This is a genomic window from Ochrobactrum chromiisoli (assembly GCF_026241335.1).
Classification (GTDB): Bacteria; Pseudomonadota; Alphaproteobacteria; order Rhizobiales; family Rhizobiaceae; genus Brucella; species Brucella chromiisoli.
The window spans coordinates 510,397-535,112 of the sequence record NZ_JAPHAV010000001.1 but is presented as its reverse complement, the minus strand read 5'-3'; the positions used below and the strand labels follow the sequence as shown (position 1 = coordinate 535,112).

The window sequence follows — 24,716 nt, the reverse complement described above, 5'->3', positions numbered from 1 at the left end:
ATTGTTCGCGCATTTACGTCAATGGTGGTTAGCTAGCGTCTCGGCGGCACGAGAATAAGCTTCCCTTCCTTTGTCTTTTGGGGTTTTTCTGGGCGATCTTTCACGGGTTCGGGTTCCAACACTTCTAGTGTCGGGCGGTATCCAGTGTCCTTCACGCCGAACCTAGGAAGCTTGTTGATTTCACCACAAACGACATCCGGCGTGAAATCGCCATAGCCTTCTCGGGCATCTGCCTTCTTCCGGCTGCCAAGCATATAATCACGGGTTTCCTTAGTCATCTTGAAACGACGTGAAAGGGTCGTAAATAGATGACGCCACGCGTGGTTAGGTCGCCCTCCCGGTGCAGGTTCGGTCAAAATGCTTTGTGTCCAGTCCCCAACACGTGAGCCGCTATACTTCGCCCTGTGCGTTTCCTCCATCCCCCGCATATCAGTACCTTCAGGGTAAGCACGATAGAACGCTGGACCGTCACCTACAGACTTGAACATTTCAAGAATGCCCATATTGATGAGATGCTCATGAATACCAGTCGTCCAAGCTGCTTTGCTCTTCGTTCCGCCATCTGCTGGATCGATGAAAAAGATTGGATGGCCATTCTCAATACGAACATTTTTGCCTTGAATTTGCGCGGCCTCAGATACCCGCAAACCTGTATAGGCACATATCCACGGCACCCAGAAGACTGCCCTCTGGTGATGGGGATCCAAGCCTTTCTCCGTACCTTTAAAGGTCGCCTGAAGGATAGCTGTAGCTTGCTCGTGTGTGTATGAACGAGAACCTATCGGCACTGGGGCGTCACGCTTATCACGGATCGAAACAGCAACGTTTTGGGTTAAGCTAAATTCATTGACACCATGCGCAATTGTAGCCTTTACAGCAGACAACTTTTTGTCATTGATCGTTTTGGCGGACAAGCCTTGCTTGATCAGAGCATCTTTCCACTCGCGAACATTGTCCTTTGTGACACGCTCGGCATCACTGTGCCCGATAAATTCGACAAACAGTTTCAAATCTCCGAGATAGGCCCGATATGTCTTCGCCGTTCCCTTGTCTTTGAACTTGTGATCGAGAAGCATGAATAGATCGAGTCCCGCTCCCTTCTCTGCATTATTCGACGTCGCGTCAGGTTCGTCTTTTGGTTCCACGCTTGGCGCATATTCCGGGTAACGCTGTCGTATCTCGGTATCGGGTCTATAGTCGCCATCTGCTCTTCTGAGAATTGTCGCCTGTGCGTTCTGCAATGCGGACGCCACAGCTACCAACAGTTTATCGCGGCTTTCGGCGTCTATCTCCTCCCCTGTGTTAAAAAGGACCTGATCGACAAACGGCCCAAATCGTGGCTCAAGGGTTTCGCGCTGGTGTGTCGTTAAGGGATAACAAGGGCGCTCGCCTATCTTAGCCCTCCACAGAACTACCTTGTCTATGCGCTGCGACCTTGCCCAAAATTCTGGGTCTTCTGCGTCCTCTTCGAACGTGTCGGCAAAAAACCCATAGACAAGCCCAGCCCGTTCCGCGACTTCCTTCTGAGTGAGCCTCATCGGTCCATTTCGCAAAGCTCCCCAGAATTTCGATAAGACAGCATCGGCCTCCCTGTAACGGGCCTTGGCCTCGGCTGGATCCTTGGTCGCCAGAGACACCTTAACGCTTTCGCCTATCGTTACGGACTTCAGCGCTTGATCGACAGGAAGTGCGACGCTCTTTCCCCGTGCCTTCGCCTTCAAATCAACGGGAACTCGCTGCCTGAGGTAATACGTTCCGGTCTTCGAATGCTTAACAGGTGAAGGCATTGACAAACTCATGTGGACCACCTCTGTGTACCAGAAGGCCGTCTAAAAGTCTTTGTTTTTCAGGAAGTTCTATCAATTCAAGTAGATAGAATGGTGCTGCGAGAGAGGATTGAACTCTCGACCTCTCCATTACCAATGGAGTGCTCTACCACTGAGCTACCGCAGCATTCTCTTGAACGCGGCGGACTTCTGCCACATCATTGCGTGAATCGCAAGCAAGCAATTGCATTTCTTTTCACTTAATGTGGAAATCATTGGATACTCACTTTAAAACCCGCTTTTCGAAGGGTTTTTACCGGAGTACATAGAAGCCATGAGCGAAAAAAAGACCAAAGACGACAAAAAAAATCATATCGATCCGCGCGAGAAGCGGCGCGCTGAGCAATTGCGTGCGAATCTCATGCGGCGCAAAGTGCAATCGCGCTCACGACGTGCAGGCGATGCCGATGAACGCAATGATGGCATAACCGCGGGCAAAGAAGACATAGACTGAACCTTTCCCCGCTAAAAAGCACCTGCGCGTTCGGCGCTGCTTTTCAAGCAGAATATCATGTAATAAAGCCTTCCTTGAAGATAGAAAGCGGCTGCGTTAAAAGCACAGATCAATTCTCGGTGGTACCGCGATACGACTGTGATTCGTGTTCGACGTAATTCCGCCGCATGAACAGTCATTTCTTAATGCAACGCTGCCAGTCTCAAGTGCTGCGGAATTTGCAAATATCGATTGCCGGGCAAAAGCTTCGGCCCAGAAGGTGAAACAGCATGGATCGCATCAAAATCATCGGCGGCAACAAGCTCAACGGCGTCATTCCTATCTCTGGCGCTAAAAATGCAGCGCTGCCATTGATGATCGCTTCGCTTCTCACCGACGATACGCTGACGCTTGAAAACGTGCCGCACCTCGCCGATGTCGAGCAGTTGATCCGCATTCTTTCCAATCATGGCGTTGACTATTCCGTCAATGGGCGCCGCGAACATCAGAATGGCGCCTATTCGCGCACCATCCATTTCACGGCGCGCAACATTGTCGATACCGTTGCTCCTTATGAGCTGGTTTCCAAGATGCGTGCGAGCTTCTGGGTCATCGGCCCGCTTCTGGCGCGTATGGGTGAAGCAACCGTTTCGCTGCCTGGCGGTTGCGCCATTGGTACACGCCCGGTTGATCTGCTGCTCGAATGCCTTGAAGCGCTCGGTGCGCAGATCGACATTGAGAATGGATATGCAAAGGCGCGCGCACCAAAGGGCGGCCTTGTTGGTGCACGCTATCGCTTCCCAAAGGTTTCAGTTGGCGCGACCCACGTCATGCTGGTGGCAGCAGCACTTGCCAAAGGCGAAACAATTATCGAAAACCCTGCGCGCGAGCCGGAGGTTGTCAATCTCGCCGACTGCCTGAATGCCATGGGCGCAAAAATCACCGGCGCAGGCACCGACACAATCCATGTGCAGGGTGTTACCAGCCTGTCGGGCGCACGCGTTCGCGTTATCCCAGACCGTATTGAAACCGGCACTTACGCCATGGCTGTTGCCATGACAGGCGGTGATGTGCTGCTTGAAGGCGCACAGGAAAGCCAGCTTACCGCAGCGCTTGAAACCTTGCGTCAGGCGGGCGCGGAAATCACCGAAACCAACAGCGGCCTGCGTGTCGTGCGCAATGGCCATGGTATTCATCCAGTCGATGTAACCACCGATCCGTTCCCCGGCTTTCCGACCGATCTTCAGGCGCAGTTCATGGGCCTGATGACGATGGCACAGGGGACATCACGCATTACCGAGACGATCTTCGAAAATCGCTTCATGCATGTGCAGGAGCTGGCGCGTCTGGGTGCAAAGATTTCTTTGTCGGGCCAGACTGCAACCGTTGAAGGTGTAGAACGTCTCAAGGGTGCACAGGTTATGGCAACGGATCTGCGCGCATCGGTTTCACTGGTTATCGCGGGCCTTGCTGCTGAGGGTGAAACAACCGTCAACCGCGTCTATCACCTTGATCGCGGCTTTGAGCGATTGGAAGAAAAGCTCTCGCGCTGTGGCGCTCATGTTGAGCGCATCAGCGGTTAATCATTTAAAAGCCGGATTTGCCTAATGCAGTCCGGCTTTTCTTTCATTTCCGGCTTATTCGTCAACAGGCTGAAAAGCCTGTCGATTTTTTTGTGCTGACATGCAAAGTTGCACACACGATATTTGAGAGTAGCAGGGAACAACGCAAGATATGGGCCAGATATGGAAATGTTGAAGCTTGTGGCGCTGGATGAAGAAGATTTGCAGGTCCTGTCCGCCCATCTTCAGGACGCGGTTCTCAAAGTGTCAGATCTGCAATATCTGGCGGCGGAGAAGCGCTTCGTGCTGACACTCAATCGCTTTGCGTGGGAAAAGGTCAAACCGAAGCTTTTCCGAAAGCCGCAATATCAGCGTCGCCGCACTGCTTTGCATTTTAACCGCGTCACGGCTGTCAAAGGCAGCGGCATCGACCGGCAGAAACCCGAAGAGGTTTTGTCACTGCTGGCCATTCGTTTTATTCCTGGTGAAGCACCTGCTGGAACTTTGGAACTGACTTTTTCAGCAAATGCCGCTATCCGTCTGGATGTGGAATGTATCGAAGCGCAGCTGACGGATCTGGGGGCTGCGTGGGAAACCAGTTCCGTACCGCGACACGACGCCTGATTGCGGTTCACGACAAGATTTCTCATTACACAAGACAACAGGGCTTTGCCCGGACCGACAGTTAAAGGAATACCAGCGTGGTCACGACGCTCAGACAAACCGACCCCGATTTTGAAAAGAACTTTGCAGCTTTCCTGACCGGCAAGCGCGAGGTCTCTGAAGATGTGGATCGCGCTGCCCGCGAAATCGTTGATCGTGTACGCCGCGAAGGCGATGCCGCCCTGATTGAATATTCGCTGCGTTTTGATCGTATCGATCTGAATAAAACCGGCATTCGGGTTACGGAAGCAGAAATCGATGCGGCTTTCGATCAAGCACCTGCCTCAACCATTGAAGCGCTGAAACTGGCGCATGAACGTATTGAAAAACACCACTCGCGCCAACTCCCTAAGGATGATCGCTACACCGATGCGCTTGGCGTGGAACTCGGTTCGCGCTGGACAGCCATAGAAGCCGTCGGTCTTTATGTGCCGGGCGGCACTGCGAGCTATCCAAGTTCGGTGTTGATGAATGCTGTGCCTGCAAAGGTTGCAGGGGTTGAGCGGATTGTGATGGTTGTGCCCTCGCCTGATGGCAAGCTCAACCCGCTGGTTCTGGTGGCAGCCCGCCTTGCCGGTGTTTCAGAAATCTACCGTGTTGGCGGCGCGCAGGCTGTGGCGGCTCTCGCCTTTGGTACGCAAACCATTGCGCCGGTTGCAAAAATTGTTGGCCCCGGCAACGCATATGTTGCGGCTGCCAAGCGCATTGTCTTTGGTACGGTCGGCATTGACATGATTGCCGGACCTTCCGAAGTGCTGGTGATTGCCGACAAGGACAACAATCCGGACTGGCTGGCGGCCGACATTCTCGCGCAGGCAGAACACGATACGGCCGCGCAATCTATCCTGATGACCGATGACGAGCCTTTCGCGAAGGCTGTTGAAGACGCCGTTGAGCGCCAGCTGAAAACTTTGCCGCGTGCAGAAACGGCAGCGGCAAGCTGGCGCGATTTTGGCGCAGTCATTTTGGTTGAGGACTTTGATGCTGCCATCCCGCTGGCAAATCGCATTGCAGCCGAGCATCTGGAAATCGCCACTGCCGATCCCGAAGCCTTGCTGCCCCGAATTCGCAATGCCGGCTCAATCTTCATTGGTGCCTATACGCCGGAAGTGATCGGCGATTATGTCGGCGGCTGCAATCACGTTCTGCCGACCGCACGTTCGGCGCGATTCTCGTCCGGCCTGTCGGTGCTTGATTATATGAAGCGCACATCACTTCTAAAGCTCGGTCCCGATCAGCTGCGTGCGCTTGGACCTGCCGCTATTGAAATCGCTCGCGCAGAAGGCCTTGACGCCCACGCGCAATCCGTTGCCATCCGGCTCAACCTATGAGGGATCATGACTGTCGGCGTTCCTAATGCCCGATTGATCGACGTCGAGCTGGATGAAACCATCGGGCGCTCGACGCCTGATGTCGAGCATGAACGCGCAGTCGCTATTTTTGATCTGATTGAGGAAAATACCTTCTATCCGGTCGGCGATGCCACAGGTGGGCCATACAAGCTTCGCCTGTCGCTTATGGAAACGCGACTCATTTTTTCGATCACACGTGAAAACGGTGAAAACGTTGCGACCCACATTCTATCGCTGACACCATTGAAACGCATCGTTCGCGATTATTTCATGGTGTGCGAAAGCTATTACGAGGCAATCCGTTCCGCGTCTCCAAGCAAGATTGAAGCCATCGATATGGGACGGCGCGGCCTGCATAATGAAGGATCCCAAACGCTGCAAACGCGTCTGAACGGCAAGATTGAAGTTGATTTTGCGACGGCGCGGCGTCTCTTCACACTGGTATGCGTGCTGCATTGGCGGGGCTGAGATCAAATGCACGGTGATGATGCGGTTGAAAAAGCGGAAGACGCCGAAGCTGCCAAACGGCCCACGTCTATACTTTTCGTCTGTGGCAAAAACGCAATCCGTTCTCCAATGGCCGAGCTTCTTGCAAGAAAGCTGTTGTCGCCCAATATGTATATTGCGTCGGCAGGCGTGCAGCGCGGTGAGCGTGATCCGTTTGTTGATGCCGTTTTGAATGAAGAAGGTTTGTCGCTTGATGACCGGCAACCTCGCGGGTTGGAAGAGCTGGCGGATGGCTATTTTGACCTTATCATCACGCTCACTCCGCTTGCACATCATACGGTGCTTGAACGTATGCGCGGATTTTCGGTCGATGTCGAATATTGGCCGACACCGGACCCTACACTTGTTACAGGCAGCCGCGGGCAGATTTTGGATGCTTATCGTGATGTGCGAGACCGTTTGAAGCACCAGATTACAGAGCGTTTAGCTCCAAAATAACATCATCCAATTCGGTTGTTCACAAATGCCGTCTAATCATATAGGTTCCGGCCAAATTTAAAGCTATGGCCCGGTTTCGGGCCAATTCTATCAAAGAAAGAAACAGGTATCGCATGGCGAAAGAAGAAGTCCTCGAATTTCCGGGTGTTGTTACGGAACTGCTGCCAAATGCAATGTTCCGCGTGAAGCTCGAAAACGAACATGAAATCATTGCCCACACTGCCGGCCGCATGCGCAAGAACCGCATCCGCGTTCTCGCTGGCGACAAGGTTCTGGTCGAAATGACCCCTTACGACCTGACCAAGGGCCGTATCACCTACCGCTTCAAATAAGCCAATCACTCGCTTTTTCGGAAAAAGCCTTGTCTATAAGCGCGCAACATAAGCTGGTTCTTGCGTCCGGCTCCCCCCGAAGAATTGAGCTTCTGGGTCAAGCCGGCATTGAGCCGGATCATATTCAGCCAGCTGATATTGATGAAACGCCCCAGCGTGCGGAGCATCCGCGTTCTCTGGCGCGGCGGCTTTCGCGTGAAAAGGCAAAGGCTGCGCAGGAACAATTGCAGGGCGATGAAAATTTCGGCAAAGCTTTTGTTCTTGCGGCTGATACGGTTGTTGCCGTCGGGCGCCGCATTTTGCCAAAGGCCGAGATCAACGATGAAGCGCGGGAATGCCTGCGTCTTTTGTCAGGGCGTACGCATAAGGTTTTTACCGGTGTCTGCCTTGTTCTGCCCAATGGAAATCTGCGCCAGACACTTGTTGAAACACGTCTGCGTTTTGAGCGTTTGACGCGCTTGCAGATCGACGCCTATCTCGCGTCCGGCGAATGGCGCGGCAAGGCTGGTGGTTATGCCATTCAGGGACTTGCAGGCAGCTTCGTGGTCAAGCTTGTTGGCTCCTACACCAGCGTGGTGGGGCTTCCCTTGCAGGAAACGGTGAGCCTGCTGGCCGATGGTGGCTATCCTGTCTACGCCAATTGGCAAAACGGCAAGGTCTGAAAATCCCATGAGCGACAAGAAAGATATCTCCACAGCGCCGGACGCTCGCGTCACGCCCTTGCGCCCTGTTCGTCCCTGCCCTGAATGTGGCAAGCCATCGGTTCGTGATGCTTATCCGTTCTGCTCACCGCGTTGCAAAAGCATTGACCTCAATCGTTGGCTTTCGGGAAGCTATGTGATTCCCGGTAAGCCGATTGATGAAGAGGAAGAGAACGACAACTGAGTATGTGTGGCTCTGATTTCCACAGTCAAATCGGTAGTTTAGCAAGCTTATAAGAAATCTTATAAAAATTGCGATAGGGTGCTGGACAGCGTGAAATTTAATGCTATAACGCACCCACTTCCGGCGGACACCAACACCGCCACATGGTGAGAAATCACTGCGAGGATGCCCGGATAGCTCAGTTGGTAGAGCAGCGGATTGAAAATCCGCGTGTCGGCGGTTCAAATCCGTCTCCGGGCACCATTCACACTCCCCCAAAGTCCTTCGTTTTTAGATTCATAACAAACTGACAATCTTGCAATAAGAACGAGCGTTATTGCAGGCCCATTTTATTACGCGCACGAAAAAGCCCGCTTAGAGTGGGCTATTCGGGAGCAATGGTATAATGCCTCAATGCCTCACCGCGCCAAAATCGCAAACTCGGCTTCTGGTAAATCCGGGCTTGTCGCGCGGATCGGCGAGCCGTGGTATGACATGCAGTTTCAGGATTCTGCCCTCAAACATGGTTGCTCGCGATTTGCGAATACTTACGGTAGGTTTGTTTCGCTATCCTTTTTCGCCTTATCTTTATCGTAATGCCACTTGATGGCAAAGAACATGGCCACGCCTAATACGACAACCTTGAACCCCATCAAAACTATAGGAATCCATTCCATCTTTTGAAGATTTCCATACTTCTATTTATCGCGAGGAGCACTAGAATATGTCGCGCTTAAAGCGTGTCATTGCCGCATATTTGCAAATGCTAAATGAGCCCCTTTAGCTGCGACGTGCTTTAGCACAATACTTCCCATGCAACAGCTGATTTTTCATTCTGCGATGCTTTCATTTGGGGTTTTAAAGCGACGATTCGTGAGCGCGGCCTTCGTGCCGCAGTGCTTTGCGGCTCATGACAAAGCTGTCCAAGCCGCCATCATCGCCCGTGCCTTTCCTGTTTGATTGACCCAATGGAAATGCTCAAATAAAAAAGCGCACCGACCTTTGGTGCGCTTTTTTTGAAGCCATCAGCAACCCAATTTACGGCTGAACATATTCCAGCGTCAGCGTTTCAACACCGGCAGAGAGAGCTGTTCCCTTTTCGGTATCGACAGCCAGCGGCTGCAATGTGAAAGACTGGCCGGTTCCGCCGACCAGAACCTGAACGCCTGCGCCGAGGCCAAGGCTTGCATCCGCCTGCGCGCCCGCATAGGTGCCAGCAAGTGCGCCCGGCTCAACAGTTGTGGTTGCAGCAAGAACAGTCCAGGTCATCTGGCCGCCGGTCGTTTCACCCAGTTCCAGACCATATTGATCAATCGACCCCTTATACTGCTGTGACAAACCATTGCCGTTCGACAGCGTACAGCTAACCTTCTGCTTCTGCTCGATGATCAGGCCGATACCGGCGGACACATCGCAAGAAAGCACGCCGACTTCAGCGCTAACCTGCGCAGAGCCGGATGATGTTGCCGCCAAAAGAACGGAAGCACCGAGTATCCAAATTGCCTTATTCATCTTAACACCTTTGCCAAATCAACAGTTCCCAAAGGAACAGAGTATTCTTAAGCGATCAATAATAAAAAGCCGCGCTACGAAAGATATTTTCGGCAGCGCGGCTTCGAGCTCAAATGCTTTTGTATCAGCCCTTGAACGTATATTGCATAATCGACTCTGGCTTCATTTCAATTGAGAAGCCCGGCAGTGATGGCGGCATATAGGCCGCATCCTTGATGATGCATGGCTCAATGAAATGCTCGTGCAGATGATCGACATATTCGATCACGCGACCATCCATAGTGCCGGAAACGGCAACATAATCAATCATCGACAGGTGCTGCACATATTCGCAAAGGCCAACGCCGCCGGCATGTGGCCAAACAGGCTTGTTGTATTTCGCAGCAATCAGCAGCACGGCCAGAACTTCATTCAGGCCACCCATGCGGCATGAATCGATCTGGACGATATCGATAGCGCCTTCGGCGATAAACTGCTTGAACATGATGCGGTTCTGGCACATTTCACCAGTTGCAACCTTCACATCGCCAATGGCTTGGCGGATTTTGCGATGTCCTGCAACATCATCCGGGCTGGTCGGCTCTTCGATGAAGAACGGCTTAGAGAAGGCAAGCTTGTTAACCCACGCGATTGCCTGATCGACTTCCCAGACCTGATTGGCGTCAATCATCAGATAACGATCCGGGCCAATCACTTCACGCGCAATGGTGAGACGACGAATATCGTCTTCGAGATCACGGCCAACCTTCATCTTGACGTGATTGAAGCCTTCATCAATGGCCTCCTGACACAGACGACGCAGCTTTTCATCATCATAGCCAAGCCAACCAGCAGAAGTCGTGTAGCAAGGATAGCCCGTGGCTTCGAGCTTAGCGATACGTTCAGCCTTGCCACTTTCTGCTTTGCGCAGAATTTCGACAGCTTCGTCACGGGTCAGCACATCGGTCAGATAGCGGTAATCGACGATGTCGGCGATTTCCTCAGCGGAAAGTTCTGAAACCAGACGCCAAACCGGCTTGCCCGACTGCTTTGCCAGCAGATCCCAAAACGCGTTGACGACAGCACCAGTTGCCAGATGCATCGCACCCTTTTCAGGGCCGATCCAGCGCAACTGGCTGTCGCTTGTCAGATGGCGCCAGAACTTGCCCGGCGCCTCGCGGACCACGTCAAGGTCAACGCCGACCACCAGATGACGCATGGCAAGAATGGCCTGACAGCAAATGTCATTACCGCGACCGATGGTGAAAGTGAGACCATGGCCCTTCAACGCCTCGTCATCCGTATCGAGAATGACATAAGCGGCCGAATAGTCCGGGTCCGGGTTCATTGCGTCAGAGCCATCCAGACTTTGCGAAGTCGGGAAGCGCAGATCGAAGACGCGCAGATCAGTAATTTTGGTCATGTTTTATCCGTTATCCGAGCATGATCCCCCAAACCTCAACCGTTTGGGGGCATGCCCAAAATAATTAAACGTCGGCGCGCACGTTTTGCTTCTGTGTGCCGAGGCCTTCAATGCCAAGTTCAACAACGTCGCCAGCCTTGAGATAGCGCGGGGGCTTCATGCCCATGCCAACGCCGGGAGGCGTCCCAGTGGAGATGATGTCACCCGGCTGCAATGACATGAACTGCGACAGATAGGAAACCAGATAACGCACGCCATAGACCATGGTCTTGGTCGAGCCGTCCTGCATGGTTTCGCCATTGACCGTGAGCCACATTTTGAGGTTCTGCGGATCAGCAACTTCGTCCTTTGTCACCAGCCATGGACCGGTCGGGCCGAATGTGTCGCAAGACTTGCCCTTGGTCCACTGGCCCGCGCGTTCGATCTGGAAAGCGCGTTCCGAGACGTCATGCAGCGTGCAATAGCCAGCAACGTAATCAAGCGCATCGTCTTCCGAGACATATTTCGCGGTCTTGCCGATAACGATACCGAATTCGACTTCCCAGTCGGTTTTTTCCGAGCCACGCGGGATGATGAGATCATCATTCGGGCCAACGATAGCCGAAGTTGCCTTCATGAAGATAACTGGCTCTGGCGGCACAGCCATACCGGATTCTGCTGCGTGATCGGCATAATTGAGGCCGATGCAGATAAACTTGCCAGTGCCTGCAACACATGGGCCGAGACGTGGATTGCCTTCAACCTTTGGCAGTGCGTTGACGTCAAGCGAGCCAAGCTTTGCGAGCGCTTCAGGGCTGAGAACGGCACCGGACAGATCACTGATATGCGCAGAAAGATCACGGATATTGCCGTCTGCATCGAGAAGGCCCGGCTTTTCCTGACCCGTTTCGCCATAACGAAGAAATTTCATAAGTTTACTCCTTGTGGGGATTTGCAGCAGCGAACTTAAATTGTCCAGCCGCCGTCGATGTTATACGCCTGACCAGTCGTGTAAGTGGCACCTGCGAGATAGACCGCGAGATCGGCGATTTCTTCCGGCTGACCAATACGACCAATTGGCTGACGCGCGATGAAAGCGGCGCGCTGTTCTTCGTAATCGCCCTGTGCGCGCAGACGATCCTGAAGCGACGGGCTTTCAACCGTACCGGGGCAGATGGCGTTGCAGCGAATGCCTTTGGCAACATAATCAGCAGCAACAGCCTTGGTGAGACCAATGACAGCCGCTTTGGTGACACCATAAGCAAAACGGTTCGGCACGCCTTTGACGCTCGAAGCAACGGAGGCCATGTTGACGATGGCGCCGTCTTGGCGTTCCAGCATGCCCGGCAGAACGGCCTGAATCGTGCGGATCATGGCCTTGACGTTGAGATTAATCGCGAAGTCGAGGTCTTCGTCCTTCATTTCGAGGATAGAACCACCATGCACGACGCCCGCGCAGTTGAACAAAATGTCGACCTGACCGATCTCGGCAACGAGCGTCTTTACTTCGGCCTCGTCAAGCACATTGAGCTTGCGTGTGATGATGCCGGAAACGCCTTCGAGTTCTTTGAGTGCTGCCTCGTTGATGTCGGTCGCATAGACCTTTGCACCGGCTTGCGCAAATGCCAAAGCACTGGCACGGCCAATGCCCTGCGCAGCCGCTGTGATCAGCGCTGTTTTTCCATCAAATCGTATCGTCATAGTCATGCCTTCCGTTCAACAAGCAGGATGTGGTCGCAAGCCAGCACCACTTCGTCCCGCTGATTAAGCACTTCGCACCGCTCAGTAACGCGGCCCATATTTGTCCGTTTCGGATCGTCTTCCTTTGCGCTGATCGTCACGCGCGTGCGGATCGTATCGCCGATATGCACCGGACGCACGAAGCGAAGGCGATCATAGCCATAGGAAAACGCAACAGGGTTAATCAGCGTCGCAGTCAGACCGACACCGATTGCAAAGATCATTGTCCCATGCGCAATACGCTGTCCGCCCGGCAGAGTTTTTGCAAATTCCGCATCCATGTGGTGCGGAAAGAAATCACCCGTATGACCGGCATGCACCACGAAATCCGTTTCGGTGATCGTGCGGCCATAAGTTATGCGCTGAGCCTCAAGCTCATAGTCTTCAAAATAGATCGTCTGTTCAGACATAATCAGAACTCCGGTTTTGCAGCGAGCGGCGTGGCGGGCTGGCTGCTCGACTGATAAGCGGCTTCGACCAGCGCCATGGTGTGCCATGCATCTTCGACCGAGCCGATCAGTTCTGCATCTTCACCAGTGGCGAAGCGCTGCAACTGTGCCATGCGATTGAGGAAAGCGTCCGGGAACCATGCGCCTTGAAGCTCCACCTGCACCCAGTCGTCGCCACCCTTTGGCTTGATCCAAAGCTCGTCCGGTTCCCCGCGCGGATAGTCAAGATTGACACCGAGTTTCACATAGGCAGCCCCTTCGGTGCCGCAAATGCGGAACTCGCAGGCCTGAAACTTGCGGCCAAAATCATGGTCGTGATTGATCGACAGCGCACAGCGCACGCGGTTGCCGTAATCGAGAATAGCAGCCGTGCGGGTCTGGGCGACTTCGTGGTTCGGATGGCCAATGGTTTTGGCATGAACACCTTGCGGATTGCCAAGCAGACCGCGCACGAAATCAAGATAATGGATCGAGTGCATGGCGATCTCGATGCGCGGCAGGCCTTTGAGGAACGGCCACAGACCCCAAGGGGTCGCAAGCGCCAGCCATGCGTCGAAATCCACCACTTCGCCAAGCAAGCCTTTATCCACGGCATCGTAAAGTGCCGACATCATCGGCGCAAAACGCAGCTGGAAATTCACCGCGGCTTTGAGATTGCGCGCACGGCAGACTTTCAGGATTTTCGTAGCACTTTCCAAGTCGCTGCCCATCGGCTTCTGGATCAGAACCGCAGAACCTTCCGGCAATTGCGACAGGATCGAAGCATGGGCTGAGGGCGGCGTTGCCAGATCAAAGATTGCGTCTTCAACCGCAAGCGCCTCTTGCAAGTTTGCGAAAGCTTTCACGCCCCACTGATCAGCAAGTGCTGATGCTTTTTCAAAATTGGGATCAAAAATGCCCGCAACTGGCAAGCCGCCCTGCTTGTAGGCTGGCAGATGCGCGTCGCCGACAATACTGCCCGCACCGAAAATCACGATCGGCTTTGGCTGCTTGGGCTTCGGCCACCACTGGCGCAGGGCTTTTGGATCAAAGACCTCAGTCATGATGGAAAACCTCCTCCATCATTGCCCACCACTCGCCGTCTTTACGGGTTTCAAGTGGCTTCTGGCATGGCATGCAGACCGACCACCATTCCTGATTTTTGGGATTGTCGGCCATCTTTTTCATGTCGGCTCTAAAGTCGGTGCCGACATAGTCCCAGGTGCCGAACAGCAGGTTTTCCGGCTCTTTGAGAAAGATCGTATAATTGGTGATGTTGCATTCGGAAATGAGTGCGAGAATTTCCGGCCACACGCTCGCGTGCAACTTTTTATAGTCTGCGATCTTTTCAGGCTTCAGCCCGATCACCATACCCATTCTTTGAACCATTACGATCTCACGATCTCGCGGGTGAATTCGGAAACCGAACGAGCGCGTACAGAATCCCAATCCCACGAAATACCAATGCCAGCTTCCGATGGGGCAATGGCGTGGCCATCACGAATTTCCATGCCCTTTGTGGTCAGATCATCAAGCTGCGGAATATATTCGACATAGCGCCCATTCTGCACGGCACAGGTGAGGCTGACATGCAGTTCCATAAGGAAGTGCGGGCAGACCGGAATGTCGAAAGCTTCAGCCGTATGCGCCACTTTCAGCCATGGCGTAATGCCGCCGATACGCGCCACATCCACCTGCACGATAGAGCACGCGCCCCTTTGCATATATTCGCGGAAATGGCGGATCGAATAGATCGATTCACCCACCGCAATCGGTGTCGGTGTGGAACGGGTCAGGCGGATATGGCCGTCAAGATCATCCGCCGGAAGCGGCTCCTCAATCCATGCAAGATCAAGTTCTTTCAGACGCTCGGCGCGGCGGATCGCTTCATCCACGCTAAAGCCCTGATTGCAGTCGGTCATGATCTCAAAGCCATTACCAACGGCTGCACGAACAGCCGCAAGACGTGCATAGTCTTCCGAACCATGCGGCTTGCCGATCTTGACCTTGGAACCGGAAAAGCCCTTGGCCTTGGCAACTAGTGCATCCTCAACCAGTGCTTCTTTCTCGATATGCAACCAACCGCCTTCGGTCGTGTAAAGCGGACAGCGATCCTTGGCACCACCCGCAAGTTTCCACAGTGGCAGGTTCTGCTTTTTCGCACGCAGATCCCAGAGGGCCGTGTCGATTGCGGCAAGCGCTAAGGCCGTAATCGCACCAATGGTTGTGGCATGGGTTGCAAATTCGAGCTTGCGCCAGATCGCCTCAATGCAATCGGCATCCTCGTTGATAATCAGCGGCACCAGATGATCGCTCAACAGCCGCATGATGGATGAGCCGCCTGTACCGATCGTGTAGCTGTAGCCAGTGCCGACAGCACCATCGCTGTCGGTGATGGTGACGATTGGCGTTTCCTGACTGACAAAGCTCTGGATCGCATCGGTACGCTTAACCTTCGGCGGAAGGTCAACCATGCGCAGTTCGACTTTTTCAATCCGTGCCATGATTAAACCGCCAAACTCTTACCACTTGCCGCATCAAACAGATGCGCCTGCGACAGATCAAAATGCATTGAGATCGCTTCGCCGGAGTTAAGGTGACGCGGGTTGAGCATGCGCGCCACCCATTCCTTTCCGGCAAACTCGACAAAGACCAGCGTTTCATTGCCAAGCGGTTCGGTGATCGAGACAGTCATATCCTGCTCATGCGATGTTCCGGCATCGCCGGTAGAAATGCCGTGGCCGGTCGGGAACAGATCATCCGGGCGAAGGCCGAATGTCACCTTCGCGCCTTCCGTGACCTTGGCTTTGAATTGTGCGGGCACTGGCAGACGTTCACCCGTGGCAAAAACCAATTCTGCACCTTGAACCGTTGCCTCAGCCATATTCATCGGCGGCGAGCCAATGAAGCCAGCGACAAACTGCGTTGCCGGACGCTTGAACACTTCATCCGGTGTTCCGACCTGCTCAATATGGCCATCGCGCATGATGACGATACGATCAGCCAGCGTCATGGCCTCGACCTGATCATGCGTCACGTAAACAACTGTCGACTGAACCTTGGCATGGAGCTTCTTGATCTCAGTGCGCATCTGCGTGCGCAGCTTCGCATCGAGGTTTGAAAGCGGTTCGTCAAACAGAAACACTTCCGGATTGCGCACGATCGCGCGGCCCATGGCAACGCGCTGGCGCTGACCGCCTGAAAGCTGCGCCGGACGACGTTCCATCAGCGCTTCAAGGCCAAGAATGCTGGATGCTTCATTCACGCGGCGGTCGATTTCCGCCTGCGGCTGCTTAGCGATTTTGAGCGAGAAGCCCATGTTCTCACGCACCGACATATGCGGATAAAGCGCATAGGACTGGAACACCATGGAGATGTTGCGATCACGCGGCGGCAAATCGTTGACTTGCCTGCCGCCGATTTCGAGCGCGCCATCCGAGATGCTTTCAAGACCTGCGATCATGCGCAGCGTCGTGGACTTGCCACAGCCCGAAGGACCAACAAGCGCAACAAATTCCTTGTCGGCGATTTCGAGATTGATGCCATGCACCACTTCGACAGTGCCATAACGCTTGACAAGATTTTTAATGGAAAGCTGAGCCATTTTATATCAACCTTTAACCGCGCCGAACGTCAGACCAGCAACAAGATGCTTCTGAACGATGAATGTGAGGGTCAGCGCCGGAATAATCATCACAACCGCCAGCGCGCACATGCCACGCCAGTCGATGGTGAATTCAGCGGTGTAATCGAGAAGACCAACAGGAAGGGTCTTGGAATTAATAGAACGGGTGAGCTGGGAAGCCAGCGCATATTCGTTCCATGAGGTGAGAAAAGCGAAGATGCCTGCGGTCGCAATGCCCGGACCAGCCAGTGGAAACTCCACCTGCCAGAAAGCCTGCCAGCGTGTGCAGCCATCAATCTGCGCTGCTTCCGCCAAGTCTTTTGGCACCTGACGGAAGAAGCCGTCGATCAGCCAGATGGTGAAAGGCACATTGAGCGCCACATAGGTGATAATCAGGCCGAAATGCGTGTCGATGATGCCAATACGCGAATAGAGCATGAAGAGCGGCAACGAAAGCGCTATACCCGGCACCGAACGCGTCAGCATGAGACCAAGGAATGTCGTCGATTTGCCAAAGAAGCGGAAGCGCGCAAAGGCATACCCACCCGAAACACCGACAACCAGCGCAATGAGGGTCGATGTGACCGAGATAATCAGCGAATTGCGGAAATAATCCCAGACCGGAATACCGCCACCGCCTGCGCCTGAGAACATCGCATAATAAGCATCGAGCGTGATTTCCTGCGGAATCCAGACCGGAGGCTTTGCCATGATTTCAACGGGGGGACGCAACGACGAAAGCACGATCCACAAACCCGGAAGACAGATGATCGCCATCGCCAGAAACAGGCCAATGAGATAGGCGACTTTTTTGACGCGGCGCAGCAGGCGATGCTGATCATTAGAGAGTGTTGCGTGAGCCATGATTACCACTCCGCTCCGATTTGCGTGCGTGCGGCTGCCAGCTTGCGGAAAAACATTACGGTGAAGAGGATCGAAAGCAGGATCGCGACATAGGCCATGGCATTGGCCAGCCCCATCTGCGCATCCGAATAGGCGGTGCGTCCGACCAGCGTCCAGATCAGCTCGGTGCGGCGTGCCGGTCCACCATCGGTCATAATCTTCACGATGTCATAAGCGCGTGCCACATCGAGCGAACGAATGGTCATCGCGATGAACGCAAATGGCATCAGATAGGGCCAGATGACATAGCGGAAGGTCTGCCATGGTGTGCAGCCGTCAACACGCGCCGCTTCCACAGGATCCTGCGGCATCGACAGAAGACCGCCGAGAATGAGGATCGCGAATACGGAAGTGGACATCCAGACTTCTGCCAGCAGAATGGCAAACAGCGCCAGATTGCCGTCGATCAGCCACGGAATAGCCTGACTGGTGATGCCTAACGATTGCAGCGCATTGTTCACCAGACCAATATTGTCGTTGAACATGAACTTGAACTGGAAGCCGACCAGAACCGGCGAGAACATCATCGGGAACATCATCAGTGTGCGCAAAAGGCGCTGGCCATGGGTGGCCTTGTTGATGAGCAGCGCCAGACCAAGGCCGAGCAGCATTTCCAGATTGAGCGCAATGGTGAGGAAGATCACCGTGCGAATGAATGCAGCCCAGAACACCCAGTCGGTCATGATGCGCTGATAATTGCGCAGGCCGATAAAGGTAAACAGGCTGTCAGGACGCGTCAGCCGGAAAGGCGTGAAGCTTGAATAAAGTGAAAGCGCGAGGGGAAACAAAACCACCGCTGCGAGAATGATGAAGGCCGGAAGCAAAAGCAAAACCGGCGGGGAAATTCGTTTAAACATTGTTCTTCCGAGGCGGTGTATCAGCGGGAAACCCTGTCAAAACGGCCCGCCATTGGTTTTCCAAAGGCGAGCCACGGGGGTATTAAACGAGGTTACAGCTCGCCTACATCCTCAAGGATCAGCGTTGCCTTCTTGGCTGCATCATCAAGTGCCTGCTGTGAGGTCTTGTCGCCAAGGATAGCTGCCTGAAGTTCAGGATAGACAGCATTGGAAATCTCGATCCATGATGGGGTCTGCGGAACCGGGAACGCGGTCTTTGCCGTTTCCTGGAACACGGAGAGCACTTCCTTCTTATATGGATCAGAAGCGGCCTGCTCGATCACATAATCCCAGACAGCAGTACGAGTTGGCAACGTGCCTGCGGCTGATTCCTGCTTCTGCGAGTCTTCATTGGTCAGGAACCAGACAAGCGATGCAGCAGCATCCTTGTTGTCACAGGATTCTGTGACTGAGAAGCCATGATGACCTGACCAGCCCGTGCGCTTGCCAGCGGAACCTTCAGGTGCAACCACAACGCCGACATTGCCAGCAACTTTCGACGACTTTGGATCGTTGAAATAGGTTGCCCAGCCCGGCCAGTCCAGATTGAGCGCAATGGTGCCCGACGCAAAGCCAGCACCCAGCTCATCCCAGAGATAATTGGTGGTGCCAGCCGGAACAGCCTTGTCTTTATAGAGATTAACAAACCAGTCGAGCGCACGTACACCGGCTTCTGAGTTAAAAGCTGGTTTGCCGTCAGCATCCAGATATTCGCCGCCTTCAGCGACCAGCATTTCATAGAAGCGGCCATTGATGGCTTCTTCCTTGCCTGCAAACTGTGTGCCGTAGAAATTCGGTGGATCAGCAAAGAATACCGCCTGATCGGACACTTCTTTCCAGGTCTTAGGCGGTGCGAGATCGTAGCCGTATTTTTCCTTGAAAGCCGCCTTCTTGGCGTCATCTTCGTAAAGGCTCTTTTGATAATAGAGCGCCGAAACGTCAAACTGCGCGCGCGGCAGCATAACCAGCTTGTCGTTGAGTGTGGAAGCTTTGATCGTGGACGGAACAAAGCCTTCCAGTTCCTCTTTGGGAAGCAAGCCGTTCAGGTCTGCATAAAGGTCAGGATATTGCGGGGCAAATGAGGAATGGTTGGAGCCGACGCACCAGTTGATGGAGCGGGATGCAATGTCCGACTTGATTTCCTTGTCGAGCTCGAAGTGGTTCTTCTTGGAGAGAATATTGACCTTTGCGCCGGTCGCTTTTTCCCATTCAGCGATCCGCGAATAAAGCGCCTCATATTGCTGGCCACCAATCAGCTTGGCGTTGATTGTAACGCCTTCGAATTTACCCGGAAGATCGGCCGCCCCCGCAGAAATCATCCCTGTCGCCAGCAGAACAGAACCTGCCAGCACAGAAGTCGTAAAATTCCTCATGCTTTCCTCCTCATGACGGACACTCCCATATCCGCCCCCAATTGTGAATTCTATATTTATATGCAAACATAATATTCACAATGGGTCAAGGCGCTTTCGATATGATCCCGTCTTTCATCGCCGGCGGTATTCGCATATAAAATGAGATATTCATAAGGGGACTGAACTTGGAAACAGACGATCGTTATCGCGCTCCTGCACTCGACAAAGGACTGGACATTCTCGAATTGTTGGCCAGTGTCGATGGAGGTTTGAGTCAGGCCGAGATTGCCAAATATCTCGACCGCAGCCCCAACGAATTTTACCGGATGCTGGACCGTCTGGTGAAGCGTGGTTACGTGACCAAGCTCGAAGGTGACCGCTATTCGCTGACGCTCAAGCTGTTTGGCCTTGCGCATCTTCATGCGCCGGTACGCAGACTTGCTTCCTTTGCCACCCCTTTCATGCGCGAACTTGCGGATCGCTCACGACAGGCTAATCAGCTGGCCGTGTTTGATCGCGGTTCCGTTGTGGTGATTGCGCAGCAGGAAGCCCCGGAATACTGGGGTATTTCGATCCGCGTCGGCTCACATATCAGCCTGTTTGACACAGGGTCCGGTCATGTGCTGCTCGCCTTCCGCACACCGGAAGAGCGCAAGATGATGATCGCCGAATATGTCAAACACGGCGAAAGCGGCAATCTCGATGAAAGCTTCTATGAGCGGCTCGACCAAATCCGTGAGCGCGGCTATGAAATGATGCCCAGTGCACAGGTTGCGGGCGTCTATAACCTCTCCGCACCCATTCTCGGGCCGGATGGTTCCTGTATTGCAGCCCTCACCTGCCCCTATGTGACTTTGGTGAATTCAGCTTCCGCGCCTGACATTACCCAGACCATCAGCCTGCTGCAAAAAACCGTCAAAGATCTGTCCAGGCTCGTCGGATCAGATATTGGCACAACTGATTAAGGCTAAAGAGTAAATTCGTATTTGAAAACTCTCTTCTTTTTTGAAATTATGCAATCGGAGGAGAGTTTTTATGATTATCGATACGCATCTGCATCTGATTGACAAAAGCACGCTCAATTATCCATGGCTTGCGGACGTGCCTGCGCTCAACCGCGACTTCCTGTTTGAGACATACAGACAACAGGCAGAACGCTGCGGCATTCATGCCGCATTGCATATGGAAGTGGACGTTGCAGCGGATGCGATTGAAGCTGAAACCAAGCATATTCAGGATATTTCCATCGCCAATGGTGGCTTCATCAAAGGTGCAATAGCCTCATGTCGCCCGGAGGAACCGGGATTTGCCGCGTATCTGGAGCAGAGCCTGCGCAATCCCTTTATCAAAGGTTTTCGCCGTGTGCTGCATGTGGTGCCGGACGAACTGTCCGAAGGTGCTTTGTTTCGCGAAAATATCAAGCGGCTGCAAAGCACGGGCCTGACCTTTGATCTCTGCGCACTCCCGCATCAGATTGACAAGGTTCTGGCACTGGCCGACCTCGCACCGGACCTGCAATTCGTGCTTGATCACTGCGGCGTGCCGGACATCAAATCGGGCGCGCTGGAAGTCTGGCAGAAGGGCATCACCGAGATTGCGCAGCGCGATAATGTGGTCGCCAAGATTTCAGGTGTGGTCGCCTATGCAAAGCCTGAATGCTGGACGGTCGAGACCCTGCGCCCCTATGCCGAGCATGTGATTCAGTCCTTCGGCTGGGAGCGGATCGTGTGGGGCAGCGATTGGCCGGTCTGCACCTTAGCGAGCAATGTCGATGCCGGTCTTTCCACATGGGTGGCGACAACCCATGCGCTGATTATAGGATGCAGCGAAGACGAAAAGGCGCTGCTGCTTGCGGATAATGCAAGGCGCCTTTGGAAGCTATAAACTGATTGGGCTGGCGAGTTGATCGCCAGCCCAATATTTTTTGATTAAAAACTTGCGCGGAAAAGCCGGTTAAGATCGGCGACGACATGTTCCGCCTTTTCGTTTTGCTGCAAGCCCTTGTTGATGCGCTCGGAGGCCGCTTCCTGAAACGGCATATAGCCATCGTGACGCGGACGCACCCATGCGCCTTCCAGCGTCGAGCGGGTGTCGCGATAAAAGCCTAACGTCGCAGCATTGACTGCATCGTCTTCCCAGGCTCCCGCATGCCCCGGTTGGCCGTTGGAAGCAGCATAAAGCCCCTTTTGCACGTCACCGCTTGCAATCCAGTAAGCAAAATCAATCGCGGCTTGCGGATGCCTGCTGAAGGCTGAAACGGCAATGCCCGTGCCCCCCAGAGCAGAACCCGCAACACCCGCCGGCCCCGATGGAATATCGGCAAAGCGGATCAGCCGGTCACGGAAGCCCGGCATGGCGTAATTCACATAGCCGTAAATCAGCGGGGAGCAGGCGATTTCAGAGTCCGGCGCTGCCATTTCTTCAAACACGGCAATCGGATCCATGCCGAGACATTCAGGCGCAACCAACGAAGCCAGTTCGCGCAGTTGTTCGAAAGCGTGTGAGCCATCCTCAACAGAGATCAGTTCGCCTTCCACTGAGCAAGGTGTTCCGGCATTGGCGGCGAGTGTATAAAAGCTCATCAACGAATGCGGTGAGCGCAAGGGCAAAAGCACCTTGCCAGCGCGGGCAAGACGCAGCACTTCGCCCCATGAAATGGCCGGATCATCCATCAGGTCAGGACGCCATGCCTGAACCTGTGTCGCTGAATCCACTGGAAATGCCCATTGCCGGCCTTGCCAGTTATAGCTTGGAAAAGATTGGCCCACGGAGCCATCGGCAAGCGCCGCAAGTTCCGCTTCGCGCCCCGGCACATCAAGCGGCAGCAGACAGCCTTCTTTGGTGATCTGGCCGACATGCGGATGGTCGATCACGATCATATCGAAATTGCGCGCCAGTTCCTCAACCGGAAAGGTCTCGAAATCCTGTAGCGAGCGCTTTTCCCACTCGATTTCAACGCCCTTGTCAGCAAGCCATTGTTGAGCACCCGCAACCATCGGATCATAGCCGCGCGGGTGGCTCCAGGTCATGCCTTTCAGCTTAATCGTGCTCATAGTCCGAATTCCTCGCGAATTTGCTTGCTGTTCTCGCCAATGCGCGGCGCGGCGCGTGCGACCTTCGGGCGCTGCCCATTGATGCGCAGCGGCGAACGCGTCGTGGTGATGGAAACATCATCCGCACGGGTGACTGTTTGCAGCATGTCGAGGGTTGAAAACCCTTCGCTTTTGAGCAGTTCTTCCCAGTTGAGAACGCGGGCACACCAGATGTCGGCCGGTTCCAGAATGGCGAGCCATTCATCGACGGTTTTCTCCGCAATACGCGCAGCAATCAGACGTTTGATTTCATCGCGCTTCGCGAATGCGGTCTTCGGATCGTCCATGAAAGGCGTAAGTGTATCTGTTTCAAGCAGGGGTGCGAGTTTCGCAATCGGCATCATGGCAATCGCCAGATAGCCGTCCGACGCCGGATAAACCCCATAGGGTGCTGAAAGATAAGCGTGGGCACTGCGGAACTCAGAACGCTTTGGCAGACGACGACCATCGTTCAAATGGGTGGTCAGCACTTCAAACTGGAAATCAACCAGTGCTTCGAGAAGGCTGGTTTCGACATGCGAACCTTTGTTGGTGATGCCACGGCGGACCAGTGCAGCGAGAATACCTTGTGCTGCCGCAGCCCCTGCCAGCATATCCGCAACCGCCAGACCAAAGGGGACCGGCCCCTGCCCTTCATCACCATTGAGCCACATCAGGCCCGAACGCGCCTGCGCCAGCAAGTCCTGTCCCGGACGCCCGACCCATGGGCCCTCTTCGCCATAGCCGCTGATCGATGCATAAACGAGACGCGGATTGATTTCTTTCGCTGCCTCGTAATCAAGGCCAAGACGCTTAATAACACCGGGACGGAAGTTCTGGATCAGCACATCAGCCTGTGTGAGAAGTTTCTTCAGCGCGTTGAGATCGTCAGGATTTTTGAGGTCAATCGCAAGACTGTCCTTACCGCGATTGATCGCATGAAAAATCGTGGAATCGCCGCCGATTTCCGTGTCGCTCAGATAAAGTCTGCGCGAAAGGTCGCCGCCATCGGGCCGTTCAATCTTGATGACACGTGCGCCCAGATCCATCAGACGCAACGAACAATAAGGCCCCGACAGAAACTGGCTCATATCGACAACGACAAGCCCGCTCAGCGGCAGTTCGCTTTCCGACATTGGGAAATCCCCTCCTCATGAATTTCTTATGTGAATATAGTCTTCACATATGGATTAATGGAAGGCAAGACCGAAATGAAGCGCAGAATACAAAAACGCCGCCCGGTTGGGCGGCGTTTTCAGTAACACAGGGGATCAATCAGACTTCATTGCTGGCCAGTTCCAGCAAGGTCCACACATGATCCGCAAACGAGTTCCACACTTCGATGCGGTAATGATCAGCATCCCATTTCAACAAAATGATCTGGGCGTGATCAAAGATTGTTCGCGCAGCACCCGGATGCCCCATCTCGGCAAGATTAAGCGGCGAAGCGGCATTGAGCAACCATTCGGCCTTGGAACCGGAAATATCGATGCCGGTTTCACGGTGACTGACTTCCGTCAGGCTATGCGGCTCATTTTCATAAAGCTTTGCGAAAGCCTGCGTAATCGCTGCGCCTCTGCTTTCATCAGCCCAGATAAACCATTCATCCGGCCCAAGGCAGGCGACCGCAATATCATCCGTGCGGATAAGATCGCCGATCTTTGCCGGAATTTTTGCACCCAGCGCCTTTTCAGCCAAGCCCAGTTTTTCAGGCGCAATGCGCAGAATGAAACGGGCTGCATCTTCTGCAGCAAAGATTTCCAGACGACCGGGAATGACAACCTTGCGGTTCGAATAAGGTTTTGTCTCAACAAGCATGGTTCAATCC

Annotated in this window: 27 protein-coding genes and 2 tRNA genes; 12 read left to right on the top strand and 17 right to left on the bottom strand. The window is 53.9% G+C overall.

The window, feature by feature from the left end; genetic code table 11:
• Positions 1–32 precede the first annotated feature (32 nt).
• Positions 33–1,799 (bottom strand): DUF6538 domain-containing protein, encoded by a 1,767-nt coding sequence (locus OPR82_RS02565; RefSeq protein WP_265982833.1) that lies wholly within the window; start codon positions 1,797–1,799, stop codon positions 33–35.
• A gap of 79 nt (positions 1,800–1,878) precedes the next feature.
• A tRNA-Thr gene (locus OPR82_RS02560) sits at positions 1,879–1,953 on the bottom strand.
• Positions 1,954–2,100: 147 nt separating this feature from the next.
• Between OPR82_RS02560 and OPR82_RS02555 the strand changes: the two genes are divergently transcribed.
• The 10 genes from OPR82_RS02555 (at position 2,101) to OPR82_RS02510 (ending at position 8,241) form a co-directional block, all read left to right on the top strand.
• Positions 2,101–2,280, top strand: a complete 180-nt coding sequence (locus OPR82_RS02555; RefSeq protein WP_265982832.1) for a hypothetical protein — start codon at positions 2,101–2,103, stop codon at positions 2,278–2,280.
• Between the two features lie 269 nt (positions 2,281–2,549).
• A complete protein-coding gene (gene murA, locus OPR82_RS02550; RefSeq protein WP_265982831.1) occupies positions 2,550–3,842 on the top strand; it encodes a UDP-N-acetylglucosamine 1-carboxyvinyltransferase in 1,293 nt (430 codons plus the stop codon).
• Between the two features lie 162 nt (positions 3,843–4,004).
• Positions 4,005–4,445, top strand: coding sequence for a DUF2948 family protein (locus tag OPR82_RS02545; protein ID WP_265982830.1), 441 nt, complete (start codon positions 4,005–4,007; stop codon positions 4,443–4,445).
• A gap of 77 nt (positions 4,446–4,522) precedes the next feature.
• On the top strand, positions 4,523–5,815 hold the full coding sequence (gene hisD, locus OPR82_RS02540; protein ID WP_265982829.1) for a histidinol dehydrogenase: 1,293 nt from the start codon (positions 4,523–4,525) through the stop codon (positions 5,813–5,815).
• Positions 5,816–5,821: 6 nt separating this feature from the next.
• Complete coding sequence (locus OPR82_RS02535) at positions 5,822–6,304, top strand: UPF0262 family protein (RefSeq protein ID WP_265982827.1); 483 nt, start codon at positions 5,822–5,824, stop codon at positions 6,302–6,304.
• A 6-nt stretch (positions 6,305–6,310) separates the two neighbouring features.
• Complete coding sequence (locus OPR82_RS02530; RefSeq protein WP_265982825.1) at positions 6,311–6,781, top strand: arsenate-mycothiol transferase ArsC; 471 nt, start codon at positions 6,311–6,313, stop codon at positions 6,779–6,781.
• Positions 6,782–6,894: 113 nt separating this feature from the next.
• The gene (infA, locus tag OPR82_RS02525) at positions 6,895–7,113 is read left to right on the top strand and encodes a translation initiation factor IF-1 (RefSeq protein WP_002965531.1); all 219 of its coding nucleotides are present in this window, start codon (positions 6,895–6,897) and stop codon (positions 7,111–7,113) included.
• Positions 7,114–7,148: 35 nt separating this feature from the next.
• Entirely contained in the window at positions 7,149–7,775 is a 627-nt protein-coding gene (locus OPR82_RS02520; RefSeq protein ID WP_265983834.1) for a Maf-like protein, read from the top strand.
• Positions 7,776–7,782: 7 nt separating this feature from the next.
• Positions 7,783–7,998, top strand: a complete 216-nt coding sequence (gene yacG, locus OPR82_RS02515; RefSeq protein WP_265982824.1) for a DNA gyrase inhibitor YacG — start codon at positions 7,783–7,785, stop codon at positions 7,996–7,998.
• Between the two features lie 167 nt (positions 7,999–8,165).
• Positions 8,166–8,241 (top strand) — tRNA-Phe (locus tag OPR82_RS02510).
• Positions 8,242–9,015: 774 nt separating this feature from the next.
• Here the strand turns inward: OPR82_RS02510 and OPR82_RS02505 are convergent.
• The 12 genes from OPR82_RS02505 to OPR82_RS02450 form a co-directional block, all read right to left on the bottom strand.
• Positions 9,016–9,489 (bottom strand): DUF992 domain-containing protein, encoded by a 474-nt coding sequence (locus OPR82_RS02505; RefSeq protein ID WP_265982823.1) that lies wholly within the window; start codon positions 9,487–9,489, stop codon positions 9,016–9,018.
• 124 nt (positions 9,490–9,613) lie between these two features.
• Positions 9,614–10,891, bottom strand: coding sequence for an L-fuconate dehydratase (locus OPR82_RS02500; protein ID WP_265982822.1), 1,278 nt, complete (start codon positions 10,889–10,891; stop codon positions 9,614–9,616).
• A 64-nt stretch (positions 10,892–10,955) separates the two neighbouring features.
• Entirely contained in the window at positions 10,956–11,801 is an 846-nt protein-coding gene (locus tag OPR82_RS02495; protein ID WP_265982821.1) for a fumarylacetoacetate hydrolase family protein, read from the bottom strand.
• A gap of 35 nt (positions 11,802–11,836) precedes the next feature.
• Positions 11,837–12,571 (bottom strand): SDR family oxidoreductase, encoded by a 735-nt coding sequence (locus OPR82_RS02490; RefSeq protein WP_265982819.1) that lies wholly within the window; start codon positions 12,569–12,571, stop codon positions 11,837–11,839.
• A 2-nt stretch (positions 12,572–12,573) separates the two neighbouring features.
• Entirely contained in the window at positions 12,574–13,020 is a 447-nt protein-coding gene (locus OPR82_RS02485; RefSeq protein ID WP_265982818.1) for a MaoC/PaaZ C-terminal domain-containing protein, read from the bottom strand.
• Between the two features lie 2 nt (positions 13,021–13,022).
• Entirely contained in the window at positions 13,023–14,102 is a 1,080-nt protein-coding gene (locus OPR82_RS02480; RefSeq protein ID WP_265982817.1) for a Gfo/Idh/MocA family protein, read from the bottom strand.
• Positions 14,095–14,427 (bottom strand): L-rhamnose mutarotase, encoded by a 333-nt coding sequence (locus tag OPR82_RS02475; protein ID WP_265982816.1) that lies wholly within the window; start codon positions 14,425–14,427, stop codon positions 14,095–14,097. The genes OPR82_RS02480 and OPR82_RS02475 overlap by 8 nt, the downstream gene beginning before the upstream one ends.
• Entirely contained in the window at positions 14,427–15,542 is a 1,116-nt protein-coding gene (locus tag OPR82_RS02470; RefSeq protein WP_265982815.1) for a mandelate racemase/muconate lactonizing enzyme family protein, read from the bottom strand. Before OPR82_RS02470 ends, OPR82_RS02475 begins: the two co-directional genes overlap by 1 nt.
• Before the next feature lie 2 nt (positions 15,543–15,544).
• Entirely contained in the window at positions 15,545–16,642 is a 1,098-nt protein-coding gene (locus tag OPR82_RS02465; protein ID WP_265982814.1) for an ABC transporter ATP-binding protein, read from the bottom strand.
• 6 nt (positions 16,643–16,648) lie between these two features.
• Positions 16,649–17,527: a carbohydrate ABC transporter permease gene (locus OPR82_RS02460; protein WP_265982813.1), complete on the bottom strand. Its 879-nt coding sequence runs from the start codon at positions 17,525–17,527 to the stop codon at positions 16,649–16,651.
• 2 nt (positions 17,528–17,529) lie between these two features.
• The gene (locus tag OPR82_RS02455) at positions 17,530–18,423 is read right to left on the bottom strand and encodes a carbohydrate ABC transporter permease (protein ID WP_265982811.1); all 894 of its coding nucleotides are present in this window, start codon (positions 18,421–18,423) and stop codon (positions 17,530–17,532) included.
• Positions 18,424–18,515: 92 nt separating this feature from the next.
• Positions 18,516–19,835, bottom strand: coding sequence for a type 2 periplasmic-binding domain-containing protein (locus OPR82_RS02450; RefSeq protein ID WP_265982809.1), 1,320 nt, complete (start codon positions 19,833–19,835; stop codon positions 18,516–18,518).
• 152 nt (positions 19,836–19,987) lie between these two features.
• Between OPR82_RS02450 and OPR82_RS02445 the strand changes: the two genes are divergently transcribed.
• Both OPR82_RS02445 and OPR82_RS02440 read left to right on the top strand, forming a co-directional pair.
• Positions 19,988–20,782, top strand: a complete 795-nt coding sequence (locus OPR82_RS02445) for an IclR family transcriptional regulator (RefSeq protein ID WP_265983833.1) — start codon at positions 19,988–19,990, stop codon at positions 20,780–20,782.
• Between the two features lie 70 nt (positions 20,783–20,852).
• The gene (locus OPR82_RS02440) at positions 20,853–21,701 is read left to right on the top strand and encodes an amidohydrolase family protein (RefSeq protein ID WP_265982808.1); all 849 of its coding nucleotides are present in this window, start codon (positions 20,853–20,855) and stop codon (positions 21,699–21,701) included.
• Positions 21,702–21,745: 44 nt separating this feature from the next.
• On the opposite strand, the gene OPR82_RS02435 is transcribed toward OPR82_RS02440, so the two are convergent.
• The 3 genes from OPR82_RS02435 to OPR82_RS02425 all read right to left on the bottom strand — a co-directional run bounded on the left by OPR82_RS02435 (position 21,746) and on the right by OPR82_RS02425 (position 24,706).
• Complete coding sequence (locus tag OPR82_RS02435; protein ID WP_265982806.1) at positions 21,746–22,870, bottom strand: extracellular solute-binding protein; 1,125 nt, start codon at positions 22,868–22,870, stop codon at positions 21,746–21,748.
• A complete protein-coding gene (locus OPR82_RS02430) occupies positions 22,867–24,024 on the bottom strand; it encodes a CaiB/BaiF CoA transferase family protein (protein ID WP_265982805.1) in 1,158 nt (385 codons plus the stop codon). The genes OPR82_RS02435 and OPR82_RS02430 overlap by 4 nt, the downstream gene beginning before the upstream one ends.
• 139 nt (positions 24,025–24,163) lie before the next feature.
• Positions 24,164–24,706: a sarcosine oxidase subunit gamma gene (locus tag OPR82_RS02425; protein ID WP_265982804.1), complete on the bottom strand. Its 543-nt coding sequence runs from the start codon at positions 24,704–24,706 to the stop codon at positions 24,164–24,166.
• Positions 24,707–24,716 lie beyond the last annotated feature (10 nt).

Coding starts and splice junctions, on each gene's coding strand:
- OPR82_RS02565 (WP_265982833.1), bottom strand. CDS start 1,799: ATGAGTTTGTCAATGCCTTCACCTGTTAAGCATTCGAAGACCGGAACG.
- OPR82_RS02555 (WP_265982832.1), top strand. CDS start 2,101: ATGAGCGAAAAAAAGACCAAAGACGACAAAAAAAATCATATCGATCCG.
- murA (WP_265982831.1), top strand. CDS start 2,550: ATGGATCGCATCAAAATCATCGGCGGCAACAAGCTCAACGGCGTCATT.
- OPR82_RS02545 (WP_265982830.1), top strand. CDS start 4,005: ATGGAAATGTTGAAGCTTGTGGCGCTGGATGAAGAAGATTTGCAGGTC.
- OPR82_RS02535 (WP_265982827.1), top strand. CDS start 5,822: ATGACTGTCGGCGTTCCTAATGCCCGATTGATCGACGTCGAGCTGGAT.
- OPR82_RS02530 (WP_265982825.1), top strand. CDS start 6,311: ATGCACGGTGATGATGCGGTTGAAAAAGCGGAAGACGCCGAAGCTGCC.
- infA (WP_002965531.1), top strand. CDS start 6,895: ATGGCGAAAGAAGAAGTCCTCGAATTTCCGGGTGTTGTTACGGAACTG.
- yacG (WP_265982824.1), top strand. CDS start 7,783: ATGAGCGACAAGAAAGATATCTCCACAGCGCCGGACGCTCGCGTCACG.
- OPR82_RS02505 (WP_265982823.1), bottom strand. CDS start 9,489: ATGAATAAGGCAATTTGGATACTCGGTGCTTCCGTTCTTTTGGCGGCA.
- OPR82_RS02500 (WP_265982822.1), bottom strand. CDS start 10,891: ATGACCAAAATTACTGATCTGCGCGTCTTCGATCTGCGCTTCCCGACT.
- OPR82_RS02495 (WP_265982821.1), bottom strand. CDS start 11,801: ATGAAATTTCTTCGTTATGGCGAAACGGGTCAGGAAAAGCCGGGCCTT.
- OPR82_RS02490 (WP_265982819.1), bottom strand. CDS start 12,571: ATGACGATACGATTTGATGGAAAAACAGCGCTGATCACAGCGGCTGCG.
- OPR82_RS02485 (WP_265982818.1), bottom strand. CDS start 13,020: ATGTCTGAACAGACGATCTATTTTGAAGACTATGAGCTTGAGGCTCAG.
- OPR82_RS02480 (WP_265982817.1), bottom strand. CDS start 14,102: ATGACTGAGGTCTTTGATCCAAAAGCCCTGCGCCAGTGGTGGCCGAAG.
- OPR82_RS02475 (WP_265982816.1), bottom strand. CDS start 14,427: ATGGTTCAAAGAATGGGTATGGTGATCGGGCTGAAGCCTGAAAAGATC.
- OPR82_RS02470 (WP_265982815.1), bottom strand. CDS start 15,542: ATGGCACGGATTGAAAAAGTCGAACTGCGCATGGTTGACCTTCCGCCG.
- OPR82_RS02465 (WP_265982814.1), bottom strand. CDS start 16,642: ATGGCTCAGCTTTCCATTAAAAATCTTGTCAAGCGTTATGGCACTGTC.
- OPR82_RS02460 (WP_265982813.1), bottom strand. CDS start 17,527: ATGGCTCACGCAACACTCTCTAATGATCAGCATCGCCTGCTGCGCCGC.
- OPR82_RS02455 (WP_265982811.1), bottom strand. CDS start 18,423: ATGTTTAAACGAATTTCCCCGCCGGTTTTGCTTTTGCTTCCGGCCTTC.
- OPR82_RS02450 (WP_265982809.1), bottom strand. CDS start 19,835: ATGAGGAATTTTACGACTTCTGTGCTGGCAGGTTCTGTTCTGCTGGCG.
- OPR82_RS02440 (WP_265982808.1), top strand. CDS start 20,853: ATGATTATCGATACGCATCTGCATCTGATTGACAAAAGCACGCTCAAT.
- OPR82_RS02435 (WP_265982806.1), bottom strand. CDS start 22,870: ATGAGCACGATTAAGCTGAAAGGCATGACCTGGAGCCACCCGCGCGGC.
- OPR82_RS02430 (WP_265982805.1), bottom strand. CDS start 24,024: ATGTCGGAAAGCGAACTGCCGCTGAGCGGGCTTGTCGTTGTCGATATG.
- OPR82_RS02425 (WP_265982804.1), bottom strand. CDS start 24,706: ATGCTTGTTGAGACAAAACCTTATTCGAACCGCAAGGTTGTCATTCCC.